A 13,232-nucleotide genomic window follows, 5' to 3' on the forward strand; every position below is an offset into this window, starting at 1 on the left:
TCACTCCTGAGCGATCTTCAGCGTGCCGGGCGGCACGAAACCCGGGTGGGCCAGCCGATTGCGCTGCACCATTTCCTGCGCCCGGCTGGCGTCACCGAATCGGCGATAGGCCAGCACCAGCGCGGGCAAAGGCTCGGAGACCTTCATGTCCACCAGACGTACACCGGAGGCCGCCACCGCGTTGAGGTGCCTGATCAACGCCTGACGCAACGTGTTGAGCGCCAGGTAATGTTCGGGATCGGCTTTCAACGACGCTTCCCAGATGGCCGAACTCAGCGTGTCGCGCAGTTCGATCACGTCATCGGCAACCGGCACATCCACGCGTTGCAGGGCTTGCGTCACCTGCTGATCAAGCGAGGGCACCACGTTGAGCGGCGTGACCGTCGTCGCAATCGGCATGCTCGCGACGATTCTCGCCACCTTGACCAACAGCGCATCCTGTACCAGGTTGGCAGTGGCCTGAGCCGTCATACTGGTATCAAGACCGCTGCCCTGGCTGACCAGATTGATACCGGACACCGCCTCTGCCTGTTGTGTGGCCTCGGAAATGACTGACCGGTAATCGACCGTTTCAACAGAGGACACGCCGCCATTGCTGCGGGACCTTGCTGCCGTGCTGCTCGCAGCAGTGCCGTTACTGCCACTCGCGGAACCGCTGCCTGAGCCGCCCCCTGTCGAGCCACCGGAACCTGACCCGACATTCGTTGCGGTACTCGCCCCGCCAATACTGCTGGTGCCGTTCGCTCTTCTGGCTCGACGACTGTCGCCATCGAAACTGGCAAAGAACGTGGTAAACAGCGTGCTGACCGTCAACGGCGCATTGACCAGCGAATGCACCAGCGCAGTGACATCCGAATAGATCGTCATGAACGGTGTGAACTGCCGCTGAATGGTCGCGAATACGCCCGACAAGGCACTGCGCAGCGCCTGAATGTTGATACGTACCGCGTCCACTGTGGCCATCACCGAGCGGTAGCGCCTGAGCGCCGAATCCAGCAGGCTCTCGGACGCGCCCAGCAACTGCCGTCGCGTATTGAGCGTCGACACGGGAAACTTGAGCGGGTTGGCCGGATAGAATTTCAGGTCCAGTCGGACGAGCCCGCCTTCGTTCAGGTTGTGTGTGACGCCGCACTCGCCAACCTGAACCTGCACGCGACCCAGCCAGGGATGCACCAGCTCGCCAGCCCCTTCCTGCTCCAGCGCCTGAAGCAGTTTGTCTCGCTGTTCGAAACAGTCGGGACCGACAATGAACCCCGTCAGCGTATGAACTTTCGACTGTTTGCCCAGCGACTCGAAATAAGGCTCGTCGCGCTGTGGAAACTCATGCAACTGCCCCTTTCGGCCTGCCGGGACGACGGCTTTTTCAATGAAAAAACCGACGCCCCGAAAAGACGCTGGCAGCAGGCTGTCACGCCATGTACTCATGATCCGGCTCCTGCGCCGAGGGTTCGATAACCGACGTTTGGCGATATCGTCAAACCCGGCTGGTTGGTTTGCACTTGCCCGGCACGCATGCCCGGCGGCGCGTTTTCAAAGCGAATGTTGAGCTCGCCTTCAAGTCGCGGACCGGCCCCGCCTGCGCCCTGCTGCAGCAACAGGCTGCCGGGAACCAGTGGGGCGGGTACGCCGAGCAATTGGCTGGTCGACGGCACGCCAGTGGCCTGATTGAGCAACTGCTGATTCATGCGAACGTTGTCGACGGCACCGGCCGCCAGAAACGCACCGGTCCCGCCGCCCGGCCCTGCATTGCGTATCCGCTGTTCTTCCGCGAACTGATTGGCCTTCTCGGTCGCCCTCTGCAGCACGGTCTTATCAGTGTCGCCACCAAACCAGCTCATGATCGGTTCGATGAATGGCTTGATGTCCGCCCACAGACCTGCGAACCAGGTTTTGATCGGCTGCCAATTCTCGATGACCATGCCCAGCGGCGAAAAACTGAACAGTGTTGCCAGCACATCGGTAAACGGCTGCGACTCGGCCTTGATGGTTTCCCATAGCCCGGCGAAGTACTCGGAGATTGGCTGCCAGTTGGCCACGACCATGCCCAACGGCGTCCAGGCGAACAGCGTCTGCAGGAAGTCGAAAAACGGGTTTGCCAGCGCCTTGATAACGTCCCAAAGCGCAGCAAAGAACTCGGACAGCGGTTGCCAGTTGGCGACGATCATACCGAGCGGCGTCCAGGCGAATACCGCCTTTAGTACGTCCCAAAGCGCCATGGCCGGCCCACGAATCGCTTCCCAGACAGCTTGAAAATAAGGCGCGACGGTCGACCAGTTGGCAATCAGAAGACCTGCCGCCAGCGCCAGGCCGCGCACGATCAGGGCCAGCGGTGACAGGCCCATCACCGCGCCAAGTACGCTCATGGCGGTCGTCGCTGTCATGACCGCAACTTGCAATACACCGAACGCAATCGCAGCGGCCACCACACCCTTGATCACGCCAGGGTGTTCGGCCGCCAGCGCGGCGACCTGAGAAATCATCGGCCCGATCACGGCCATTGCTTCGTTCATCGCCGGCAGAAACATACTGCCGATGTTGATGCCCAGACGATCGACACGGTTGGTCATCTCTTTGATGGCCGTGGCCGTGGTCTGTGAGTTGTCGGCGAATTCCTTCTCGATAGTGCCGCTGTTCTGCACGCCCTCGCCGACCTTGGCCAGGTTGGACCTGAGCACATCCAGATTGGCCAGCAGTGGCGTGATAGCACCCAGCGATTCCGCGCCGAACAATTGCGTGATGACATCCGACTGCTTGCCAGGGTCAACACTGGAGACCGCCGTCAGGACCTTTTCAATGGTCCCGGACGGGTCGCTCTGCATGCCCTGGGTCAGCTGATTGACGTCGAGCTGCAACGCTTCGAACGCCCCGGCTTTCGCCGCGCCACCTTCGGTCAACGACTGCATGAATCGCTTCATACCGCTGGCGGCCACATCGGCCGGCACATCGACGCTGGCCAGCGTGGCGCCCATTGCCGCCAGTTGCCCGGAGGCCATCCCCGCAACCGGCCCAAGCGGGCCCATTGCAGTCACCATGGTGGCGATTTTCTTTTCCAGGTTGTTGCCGCCGAGCACATTGATCTTCTCGGACAGCGCCGCAACTTGCGGTTGAGTCATCTGGAACGATGAGCGCCACGAGGCCATCATGTCGCCCGACTCGGCCGCCGTCTGATCGAATGCGACACCCATTTTCACGGCATCGCTGGCAAACCCGGTCAGTTCTTCACGCGGTACATTGGCCTTGGCACCGGCAGCAACAATCGCCGCGATGCCATTGGCGCTTTCCGGCAGCCGTTCACTGAGGTCCAGAATATCGGACCCCATCTGCTGGAACTGCTGCGGTGTTTCAAAGCTTACCGAGCGTTTCACGCCGGCCATGCTGGTCTCGAAACCGATCGCTGCCTTTACCCCGGCAATCAAAGGCCCCGCCAAAGCGTTGTCCGTGACTGCCTTGCCAAGGTCTATGGCCCCCAGACTGGTCTCGAGGCCTTTGACATTGTTGCGGATAGTTGCCAGCGTTGGAGACAGCTGGTCGACGCCGGTAATCAGCGTTCTGATAGTGTCTGCCATCACTCCCCCTGCAGGATCTGGTTGATGCGTTGCGCCTGCAAGATCGATTCGGTGATGACGTCCAGCTCCCTGGACATCATCAGTTCGGGATCGGTCTTCCAGAAATACGCGAGGTCGTAAACGACGGCGATCAGTCCTTCAAGGTTACTGATGCCGCTGCCATGAAAAAACTCGCGACCTTCCAGCTCAACGTGTTGATGTCGCACAGATCCATCTGATTGACCGACGAGGGCGGGATGCCGGCGCAGACGGCGATGTACTTCGCCGCCACGTCCAGATCGAGAGAAACCTCCTCGTTCTTGTCGATCCTGTACGGCAGGGCCTTGATAGCCCGCGCTTCCTGCGCCGTAGGGCGCCGGAAGGTCAGTTGCGAAAGGGTTTCGCCGTGCGCTTCGATCGGGCTGGCCAGGTCGATGACTTCACTCATTGCCAGCTCCCCTGATTGCCGTCGAATTGCAGTTCGATGGTGCCGTCGTCAGCCTTGCTGCTCGGCTCATCGACCAGGTAGGCGCCTGACAGGACGTAGGTCTTGCCGTTCTTGAACTCACAGGTGATGGTCATGTCCACACCGGTAGTGAGCAGCTTGAGCGGCAGATCCGCGGTATGCACGGCGGTGAATTTCAACCAGGCGGCCTTTTCGGTTTCCTTGTAGTAACCAGGCACGACGGTCTCGCGCTTGATGTTCATCAGAGGCGCTTCGCCGCCGCCGCTGATGGTCAATTGGGTGCCATCCACTTTGATGTAGCAGGTACCCGCAACTTTCTGACCCATGTTGTTTATCTCCAGAATGAAAAAACCCGCACGAGGCGGGCTTGAAAGGGTTGGTTAGGCTTATGCCGCTTCGTCGTACTGCAAGCGGAACTGGTTGAGCAGCGCGAACACGCGCAGGCCGTTGATGTAGTCAGGCGGGAACATCACGTTCACGCGGCTTGGGTCATTTCCGTCACGCTCGACAATAAGGTGCTGGGCGAACGTTTCGGCGTTCTCCACATGACCCTCTTCTTCAAGACGTGCGTATTGCGCAATCAACTCGCCACGGATGGTGCTCGGCGTGATGATCGGCTGGCCGGCACCGAAGCGCGTGCCATCGTTGGCCAGCTTGTGGCGGCCGTACTTGCTGGTGATGATGCCTTGCAGACGACGGATGATGAACGCCGACTGGTGCATGGTTTCGCTGTCCAGGTACGAGTTGTCAGCCTGGCCGTAAGCGTTCTTCTGGTAGGTGGTGATCGAACGCTGAATGCGTACGTAACCGCCTTCGTAGTACGCCGTGGCGATGCCGTAACGCAGCAGCGACTCACGCTCGGTCAGGGTGAAACGCTGACTGGCCGGCGCCGGATCGATGCCAGGCATGGTGCCGCTCTGGGTCGGACGGCTGGCGTCGGCAGAGATGAACACCGCCGTGCGTGCAGCCAGGGCAGCGGCTTGCAGCCAGACAGGTTGCGGCACACCGTTTTCGACACCCTGCAGGGTGATGTGCTGATCGTTGCGCAGTTGACCTGCAGCCACCAGCGTACCGACCGTGCCGCGCTTGGCGGTGTAAACGTGGCCGTACAACTGACGCGCCCAGCTCCAGCGACCGGTGCTGTCATCCATCGCCGCTTTCCAGGCATCCAGCGTGGCGGTGTCGGTCCACGGCATGCACAGGAACTCGAACGGTTCGTCGCCCAGCGCAGCCAGTGCCTTGAGCTGATCAGGCGTACCCACGCCGCCGGTCATGGCAGTGACTGCTGCCGTCAGGCCAGCCGGAATGACTTCACCATTGGTCTTGCCCTGGCGGTTGAATTCCAGCTGGATGTCATTGCCGCTCGCCCCGCTCCATTTGCAGGAAAGGGTCAGCACACCCGCTTCGACAGCCGCGGTGATCGGCAGATCAGGCGTGGCGTTGATTTTCACCGACAGTGCCGTGGCCGCCTGGGCAGCGGTTGCGCCGTTAACGACGGTGGCCTGTACTCGCATGCCGCCGACATACAGGTTCAGCAAACCGGCTTCGGTCGCCGCCCCGCTGAGGGTGACTTTCGCGCTGGCCTTCGCGCCTTCGGTGTTGATCAGCGGCAGGCACCAGACTTCGCCGGTGGGGTCCGCCTTGCGCCAGGTTTCATACATGGCGGCCAGCATCGAGCCCTGACCGCCAATGTTTTTCGCCAGCGCCACGCTCGGCACCAGCACCAGAGAACCCAGTTCGGGGCCGGACACATCGTCGTTGACCTGCGCAACGATCAGTCGACGCATGCTGGCCGACGCACTGTTGGCAGCCGAGTTGTCCATCTCCGCATAAAACAGCGGCACGCGAACATCGGATGGAATGTTGTTAAAGCTGATAGCCATTGTTTGGCTTCCTCTTGGTTAAGCCGTGAAGGCTTGTTGGGTGGTGGTGGATTGCTCGGTTTGAAGGGTGATGTCGCCGTCGTTCTGACGACGCTGCCACCAGGCGTTGAAGGTCACCTGCCGGCCTTCGACGGGCAGTAAATCGCCCGCCTCCGGATCCGGCACAGTGCGGCCCTCGGCCGGTACTACAGTGATGCGTTGAGTCATGGGGTTACCTCTGCTGTGAATTTCGCTTCGATACGGCCGTCAGGGCCGGGGGTTTTCAGATTCGGATCTGCGGGGTCAACGCAGTCCATCTCGAGGGTGGCGCCGGTAAAGCCGGGCAAACCATCCAGATACGCTTCATGCCAGGTTTCGGCGGGCTGATCGGAGGTGTTGCGGCCCAGTTGAAACTGCGCTGCAAACCCGAAGCGATACGTCACCCGGTCGCCGCTGATCTGCACCAGCGCGCCACCTGTGTACTGCATCGCGTCGTAATCGTGATCCGGGTTCCAGCCCACCAGCGCACGCCACAGTTCGGCGCGCAGGGCATGCAGTTGCTCACTGGCTTCCTGGCCACGCTTGTCACCGCCATCGAGCACCACCACGACATCGATCGTGTCGGTGATGTTCTGGCGAATGACGTTCTGCAAATCGTTGGCGGTGGACTGATCGCCAGTGGCAATCACGTACGCCGACGGGTGGGCGAGCTGATCACCGAGGGCGACCGCCGCCCAGTCGATACCGGCACTGATTCGCCCGGCAAAGCTCGGGCAGGTCGCCTGCAAGTGGGCAACTATCGGGGTTATCTTCATGAGGGGTTCCGCGTGTGTTGAAGGTTGATTGCGGCGTGGGAAACGCCTACTGGTTCGCCTTGCCCAACGCCTCATCAGCCTTGTCTGCAGCACGGCTGGCCGTGTGAGCGGCCTGATTGGCAATTGATGCAGCACTCTCGACCTTGTCTGCCGCCTGGGTGGTGGTTTCGGCCAGCCTGTCCAGGCGCCGGTCGCGCTTGCCCAGCGCTGCGTCGTAGGCATTACGAACCTCGGCCAGCTGCTGCGTATGCTCGGCATTCGCCGACCACTGCCCGGCCTGAAAACCGAGCATCAGGCAGCCAGCGATCAGCAGCACGGAAATCAGCCAGACCTCCAGGCGCCGCCACCAATGGCGAGCGATGAAATCAATTGCGCATCTGTGCATCGTTTGCACCTCCGAGTTGGGATCGCAGCCGGGCTATTTCGGCGCTTTGCGTGGTGACCTTGTCGGTGAGTTGAACGATGTGGCTGGTGAGGGCTTCGATCTTGCCCTCCATCCGCCCAACCGCTGCGGCGAGCTCGTTGCGCTCCTTGGCGAACTGATCAGCCCGCGCTTCAGCTTCCTTGCGCGCCTGGCGCTCGGAGTCGAGCAGTTCATTGAGGCGGCGCACCGTACCGATGTCCGCGTTGTCCATCGCCCGGTCTGTCGCATCTCTGGAAAGAAACTTGCGCAGCCATAGAAAGCCGCCAAGCAGAATTGTGCCCGTGCCGCCCAGCCAGGTAGCTGTGCCTGGGCCTAGGTCGGTTGGGTCCATTGGTGCTCCATTAATTCAGATTCCGCTCATGGCGGCATTGACTGTAGTTATTCTCAAATAGCGAAAGGCAGTAAAAGCGGCTTAAATAACTCATCATTACTGAGTTATGCATCTCGTATAGATAGACCGGGCAATGGATAAGTACCCTGCCCGAAGATACTTCTCGTCAAAGACAGACCAACGAATATCCGCCACCCAGGCAGATCAGCTGGGTGGTGGATAGGTGATCGTCAGTTAGAAATCCCAGCCGACACCACCAAAGAGCGGAAGCGGGCCGGTGCTGTGGTCTGGATAAAATACGCGGCGTGGAGGTCGGACTGGTTCAGGAGCCCACCCGAAACGCGCCCAGACCGGCTTGTCCTGAACAATGACAAACGCACCGTTCGACTGGATCTGAGCGTAGGCACCCGGGTTTCCCTGGGTACCTGTATTCCAGATCGCTACACCAGCATCGGTGTAGATGACAAAATTGCCATCCGACTGCATGACAGCCCGGGTAGCGCCCTTGTTATGCGTACCCGCGTTCCATACCGCCTTCATATCTCGATCGTATACAACAAGATTGCCATCAGCCTGGAAGATGAGCTTGAACTCGCCAGCAGGATACGGAACGGCAATTTGCATCGACTGATCAGCGTTGAGGACTTTTGCGTCAAATGCGCCGGGCGTGAACGCAAGCCTGCCGTTACTCGACCACAACGCTCGAATATCAAGAACAACAAGGTTGCCGTCATCCTGGATTGAAAGCTGAGTACGCTCGATTGCGTCATACAGGTTCCTCGTGGACCACACCCGGCCTCTTATCGGGTCGTACAGGTAAATATTCCCGTTCGTGAGCAAATGCATGCCAATAGGCCCCTCAAGTGCCACCGTCTGACTGTACTGCTGATTGCCGTCAGCGATCCAAACAGCTTTTCCGGTCTCTCGGTCGTAAATCGCCAGATTCGCATCGTCTTGTAAAAGAAGTTGATATTTTCCATTTGGAGAAAGAAGGTATTGGCCCTGAACCAGAGTCTGCAGAGCAGGCATCTTGGATGCTCCGACCTGAACGAAAGAATCAGTATGTTTCGGGTAATAAGCGGGCATTAGTTCACCTTTTGAGTTAAATGATTGTTGGCGGAAGATTCCGCTTTTATGTCGCTCAACGGCGATAACTCGAGGCTCGCGGCCTTCACATGATTCAACGTTCCGCAGCGGGAACATTTGATCTGGAGCTCTGTGTACTCACCCATGCGGGCCAGCAGTTTCTTGCACTGCCCGCATCGAAAGTCCTTCAACATGTGCACTGGCCTCCGTGTGCCTGACCCAATGAAAAACCCCGCCGAGGCGGGGTTTGAGGTGGGTCGCGAGTGACCGGTTGTGGCTGTTGTTCAGCCTGTTTCCGGCTGCTGCCCTGAGGCGCAAATCGCATATCGTGGGACCTTTTTACCCCCCTCCGGAAAGCCTGGGAAGGGGCAGTTTCGGGGTGGGTCGAGTTTGACCGGAGTTCAACACGAGTTCGGCCACAGCTGTGCAATCGACCCGGATAAACGGCGTGAAACCGTGTCTTCATTTACCCTTGCGCAGCCTTGTCGGCGACGGCGTTATTGCTTCTGGAAGCGCTGCGCTCAGCGAGAATCGCCAGCACTTGCTGGTGAAGCTTGTTGATCCAGTTGCGGTAGGTGCGGTCTGCGCCTTCATTGATGCCCACCAGACGCATCTGCTCGCGCACCGGCAACGACTCGACATAACGCAATGTCGCCAGTTGCGCCAGTTCAGGCCCGCGGCTCTTTGCAGGGCTGCGCGAAAGCTGCGCCACAGCCGCCTCGACTTCGCTGCTTATATAGTCCAGGCCGCTGCCATTACCCACCAGTGCGCGCGAGCCGGGTGTGCGACGCGGAATGTACGCGCCCCACTCCATGATCCCGGCCATCGGGCTGCTCAGTCCGCCGCCCAGGCCAATGCGCATGCGCTGTTCACCCCAATGCTGCATCACGGCTTCTATTTTCTCGATCATCGTGTCTCTCCTGTAGGACCTTTCTGAAACGCTGCGCAACGTCTTTCGCTGCGCAGAACCAAGGCCTTACAATACATTTTGTATTTTTATGACACAACGAAGCATTACATTATGTATATTGCTCAACACCCTACAGCCTGTATGATTCGACGCATGAACAGAAAATGGTATGAAGTCGCAAGACAGGTCATGGAAACCCAGCAGATCAGCCAGGAAGAGATGGCTGAGCGGATGGGCGTGACGCCCGGCGCGGTAGGGCATTGGCTTAATGGCAAGCGTGAGCCGAAGATCGAGGTTATCAATCGGTTCCTGACCGAGCTCGGCCTGCCGATTCTCACCACCTCCATTCCGGCCAGCGAGCCCGGCATGCACAACGTGGAGCCCACGGTGCAGCCCTCGCGTTTCTATCGCTATCCGGTCATCAGCTGGGTGGAGGCCGGTGGCTGGAGTGAAGCCGTCGAGCCCTACCCTGCCGGCTATTCGGACACCTTCGAGATCAGCGACTATAAAGCCAAGGGCAGAGCCTTCTGGCTGGTGGTCCGTGGCGATTCGATGACCGCACCCGCAGGCCAGAGCATTCCTGAAGGCATGTTGATTCTGGTCGACACCGGAATCGAGCCCACTGCCGGCAAGCTGGTCATCGCCAAACTGCCGGAAAGTAACGAGGCCACGTTCAAAAAACTGGTCGAAGACGCCGGACGCTACTTTCTCAAGCCGCTGAACCCCGCCTACCCGACCCTTGCGGTGACCGAGGAGTGCAAACTGATCGGTGTCATCAGGCAGATGACGATGCGTCTCTGACCCCCGGCATGCCACGTCCAAGCCCCGATAACCGGGGCTTTTTCATGCGCCACTGTTTCGTCCCGGGCAGGTGTCCGTGTAGGAAACATTTGCAGCTTGCGTGGGAAACACCCCTCAATTACTGTATGCACATACAGTAAAAAGGAGTTCACTCATGCTCAAGCAGTTCCCCGACACCTCGCAACATGACGCTTACCTGGCCTTGGCACAGCGCATTCAGGACGCTATCACCAGTGACAAGGCGCAGATCGAGCATCAGGTCCTGCTGATCAGGGAGCCTGGCGAATCGGTGGCTCACTGGGAGCGCATCATGGATCAGATCAGCGAGGCCGAAGGTATCAGCGTGACCCGCAACCCTGAAAACGGCACTGCTCGCGTGTCCTGGTACATCGATTCCCTGTGAGACGAACAATACAAATCGTATTTAAAATACAAACTGTATTGTCACGACGCGCTACATATCGTATTGTTTGTCTGCACCCCATCTCGGGAGTACTCACATGCAAACCACAGGGAGTCATGGAATGAACGAAATACTGGATCAACTTCGCAAAGAATTCGCCACGCCGTGCCCTTCACTGAGCGCCGTCCGAGAGCGTTATTTTTCGCACCTGTCGAACGACAGAAATCTGCTGCGCAAGATCAACGCAGGACGCATCGACTTGAAGGTCAGCCGCACAGGCGGCAGTCGTCAGGGTCACCCCTTCGTGTACCTGCATGACCTGGCCAACTACCTGAGCGCCATCGTGACCAACAGGGCAGCCTGAGGTCAAAAAAGCACCGCCGCAGCGCGATAATGTTCATCGAACTTTGCAGCCATGAAAAATCTTGCTACGTTTCCGGTACAAAACAAAAACAATCGGGATCCGTTCATGACCAAGACATCGAGGCGCTGGCCCTTCGCGGCCTGCCTGTTATCGCTTGCCTGCGGCACCGCTGCTGCCGCGCCCTATTCGACCATGGTGGTGTTCGGTGACAGTCTCGCCGATGCCGGGCAGTTTCCGGACACCGCCGGGCCCAGAGGCTCCACGCTCAGGTTCACCAATCGTGTCGGCCCCACCTATCAGGACGGCAGCGGTGAAGCGTTCAACCTGAACTCGTCGACGCTGATTGGCAGGATGCTCGGTGTGCCGTCAGGAGATCTGGCGGCGTCGACGTCACCGGTCAATGCTGCGCTGGGAGTGCCCGATGGCAATAACTGGGCGGTCGGCGGCTATCGGACCGATCAGATTCTCGACTCGATCAACTCGCAATCCACCGTCGTCGACCCGAACACCGGCACGCTGCTGCGCAGCCGGACAGGTTATCTGCCCGCCAACGGTTTTCGCGCTGACCCCAACGCTCTTTACTACCTGACCGGAGGCGGCAACGACTTTCTGCAAGGTCGCGTGTTGAGTGCCAGCAGCGCCGCGCAAGCTGCCAATCAGCTGGCAGACAGCGCGCAAGCCCTGCAACAGGCCGGTGCGCGCTACATCATGGTCTGGTTGCTGCCGGACATCGGTAAAACGCCAGCCTTGAGCGGTTCGCCACTGGCTTCGGCCACCTCGGCACTCAGCGCGGGCTTCAATCAGCAACTGGTCAGCCGACTGGCGCAGATCAATGCGCAGATCATTCCGCTGAACGTTCCGTTGCTGATCAATGAGATCCTCGCTGAACCGGCACGCTTCGGGTTCGATCCCAACGAGAATCTGGTCAGCACCTGTTTCAGCGGCAATAGCTGCCGGGAAAGCACCACCAACGGCAGGTCCAGTACGACGCCGAATCCGAACCGGCTGTTCTTCAACGATCGCGTGCACCCGACCGAGGCCGGACAGAGGTTGCTGGCCGACTACGCCTACTCGCTGCTTTCGGCCCCTTGGGAAGTCTCCCTGCTGCCGGAAATGGCCAATGGCACGCTGCGTATGCATCAGGACGAAATTCGCGCCCAGTGGCTCAGCGACTGGGGCAACTGGCAAGGTGTCGGGCAGTGGCAGAGCATGCTTTCGGCAGGCGGTCAGAAAATGGACTTCGACGCGCAGAACAGCTCGGCTGATGCTGACGGAAGAGGCTATAACCTGACCATAGGCGGCAGCTACCGGTTTGCCGAAAACTGGCGCACCGGTGTTGTTGCCGGGGCTTATCGCCAGAATCTTGAGGCGGGCCCCAGGGACTCCGACTACAAGCTCAACAGCTACATCGCCACCGCGTTTCTGCAGTATCAGGCCAACCATTGGTGGGGTGATCTGGCGGTGTCGGGCGGCAAGCTTGATTACGAAAATGCCGAGCGCAAGTTCGCGCTGGGGGTCAGCGAGGGTCAGGAAAAAGGCGATACCGACGGCGAGATGTGGGCGGCCAGCGGGCGAATCGGCTTCGACATCGCGGGGGCTGCCAGCCGCTGGCATCTGTCGCCTTTTGTCAGCGCCGACTACGCGCATATCGATGTCGATGGCTACTCGGAAAAAGGTGATCGCTCGACGGCACTGACCTTCAGTGATCAGACCCGCAAGTCGCGGCGTGCAGGCGTTGGTCTGCAGGGCAAGTTCCAGGTGACACCGAGCACGCAGGTATGGGGAGAAGTTGCCCATGAAAGGGAGTTCGAGACCGATCAGCAGGACGTGACCATGGCGCTCAACAGCGTACAGTCAGTGGGTTTCACGCTGGAAGGTTACACACCGCAACGCGACCTGAATCGGGCAACGCTGGGCGTCAGCCAGAAGCTGACCCAAGACCTGACACTGCGCGGCAACTACAACTGGCGCAAGAACGACGACGTGACCCAGCAAGGGGTAAATGTTGCGTTGAGTATGAGTTTCTAGACAGGCCGCAGGAGCGAGCGTGAGGCACGATAATCTGACTATCGTGCGTGGCGCTTTTTCAGGGTTTCACTATCGTGCGACGCTCCGCGTCGCATGCCGTTCTGGACGCTCCGCGTCCTCTCCTGAGAACTGCGGCGCGGCGCAAATCTGTGACGCGGAGCGTCACCCACGGCATTCCCACGCTGGAGCGTGAGGAA

The 13,232-nt window shown here is 59.5% G+C and carries 16 protein-coding genes; 4 read left to right on the forward strand and 12 right to left on the reverse strand.

What is annotated here, in order from left to right; genetic code table 11:
* From RYB09_RS17915 to RYB09_RS17970, 12 genes are all read right to left on the reverse strand, one after another.
* Positions 1-1,425: a DNA circularization N-terminal domain-containing protein gene (locus tag RYB09_RS17915; protein ID WP_316889584.1), complete on the reverse strand. Its 1,425-nt coding sequence runs from the start codon at positions 1,423-1,425 to the stop codon at positions 1-3.
* Positions 1,422-3,566, reverse strand: coding sequence for a phage tail tape measure protein (locus tag RYB09_RS17920; RefSeq protein WP_316889586.1), 2,145 nt, complete (start codon positions 3,564-3,566; stop codon positions 1,422-1,424). Before RYB09_RS17920 ends, RYB09_RS17915 begins: the two co-directional genes overlap by 4 nt.
* Positions 3,567-3,696: 130 nt before the next feature.
* Positions 3,697-3,993, reverse strand: a complete 297-nt coding sequence (locus RYB09_RS17925; protein WP_316889588.1) for a phage tail assembly protein — start codon at positions 3,991-3,993, stop codon at positions 3,697-3,699.
* A complete protein-coding gene (locus RYB09_RS17930; protein ID WP_003316279.1) occupies positions 3,990-4,337 on the reverse strand; it encodes a phage tail tube protein in 348 nt (115 codons plus the stop codon). The genes RYB09_RS17925 and RYB09_RS17930 overlap by 4 nt, the downstream gene beginning before the upstream one ends.
* Positions 4,338-4,397: 60 nt before the next feature.
* Positions 4,398-5,894 carry a phage tail sheath subtilisin-like domain-containing protein gene (locus tag RYB09_RS17935; protein ID WP_230016958.1) on the reverse strand — a complete coding sequence of 499 codons (1,497 nt, stop codon included), beginning with the start codon at positions 5,892-5,894 and terminating at the stop codon, positions 4,398-4,400.
* 18 nt (positions 5,895-5,912) lie between these two features.
* Entirely contained in the window at positions 5,913-6,101 is a 189-nt protein-coding gene (locus tag RYB09_RS17940) for a DUF2635 domain-containing protein (RefSeq protein WP_057455684.1), read from the reverse strand.
* Positions 6,098-6,688 (reverse strand): hypothetical protein, encoded by a 591-nt coding sequence (locus RYB09_RS17945; protein WP_316889592.1) that lies wholly within the window; start codon positions 6,686-6,688, stop codon positions 6,098-6,100. The genes RYB09_RS17940 and RYB09_RS17945 overlap by 4 nt, the downstream gene beginning before the upstream one ends.
* A gap of 46 nt (positions 6,689-6,734) precedes the next feature.
* Complete coding sequence (locus RYB09_RS17950; protein ID WP_003372736.1) at positions 6,735-7,073, reverse strand: hypothetical protein; 339 nt, start codon at positions 7,071-7,073, stop codon at positions 6,735-6,737.
* A complete protein-coding gene (locus tag RYB09_RS17955; protein WP_003411734.1) occupies positions 7,054-7,443 on the reverse strand; it encodes a hypothetical protein in 390 nt (129 codons plus the stop codon). Before RYB09_RS17955 ends, RYB09_RS17950 begins: the two co-directional genes overlap by 20 nt.
* Before the next feature lie 234 nt (positions 7,444-7,677).
* The gene (locus RYB09_RS17960) at positions 7,678-8,529 is read right to left on the reverse strand and encodes a putidacin L1 family lectin-like bacteriocin (RefSeq protein ID WP_058402099.1); all 852 of its coding nucleotides are present in this window, start codon (positions 8,527-8,529) and stop codon (positions 7,678-7,680) included.
* Positions 8,529-8,723, reverse strand: coding sequence for a Com family DNA-binding transcriptional regulator (locus RYB09_RS17965; RefSeq protein ID WP_122258501.1), 195 nt, complete (start codon positions 8,721-8,723; stop codon positions 8,529-8,531). Before RYB09_RS17965 ends, RYB09_RS17960 begins: the two co-directional genes overlap by 1 nt.
* A 272-nt stretch (positions 8,724-8,995) precedes the next feature.
* The gene (locus RYB09_RS17970) at positions 8,996-9,439 is read right to left on the reverse strand and encodes a hypothetical protein (RefSeq protein ID WP_002551910.1); all 444 of its coding nucleotides are present in this window, start codon (positions 9,437-9,439) and stop codon (positions 8,996-8,998) included.
* A gap of 189 nt (positions 9,440-9,628) precedes the next feature.
* On the opposite strand from RYB09_RS17970, the gene RYB09_RS17975 reads away from it, so the two are divergent.
* The 4 genes from RYB09_RS17975 to estP all read left to right on the forward strand — a co-directional run bounded on the left by RYB09_RS17975 (position 9,629) and on the right by estP (position 13,035).
* Positions 9,629-10,240: a LexA family protein gene (locus tag RYB09_RS17975; protein ID WP_003372744.1), complete on the forward strand. Its 612-nt coding sequence runs from the start codon at positions 9,629-9,631 to the stop codon at positions 10,238-10,240.
* Between the two features lie 154 nt (positions 10,241-10,394).
* Positions 10,395-10,643, forward strand: a complete 249-nt coding sequence (locus RYB09_RS17980; RefSeq protein ID WP_002551908.1) for a DUF1654 domain-containing protein — start codon at positions 10,395-10,397, stop codon at positions 10,641-10,643.
* Between the two features lie 121 nt (positions 10,644-10,764).
* Complete coding sequence (locus RYB09_RS17985; protein WP_003316268.1) at positions 10,765-11,007, forward strand: pyocin activator PrtN family protein; 243 nt, start codon at positions 10,765-10,767, stop codon at positions 11,005-11,007.
* 105 nt (positions 11,008-11,112) lie between these two features.
* Positions 11,113-13,035, forward strand: a complete 1,923-nt coding sequence (gene estP / locus RYB09_RS17990; protein ID WP_058402101.1) for an esterase EstP — start codon at positions 11,113-11,115, stop codon at positions 13,033-13,035.
* The last annotated feature ends 197 nt before the right edge of the window (positions 13,036-13,232 follow it).

The organism is Pseudomonas syringae group sp. J254-4, assembly GCF_032586855.1.
Taxonomy (GTDB): Bacteria; Pseudomonadota; Gammaproteobacteria; order Pseudomonadales; family Pseudomonadaceae; genus Aquipseudomonas; species Aquipseudomonas amygdali.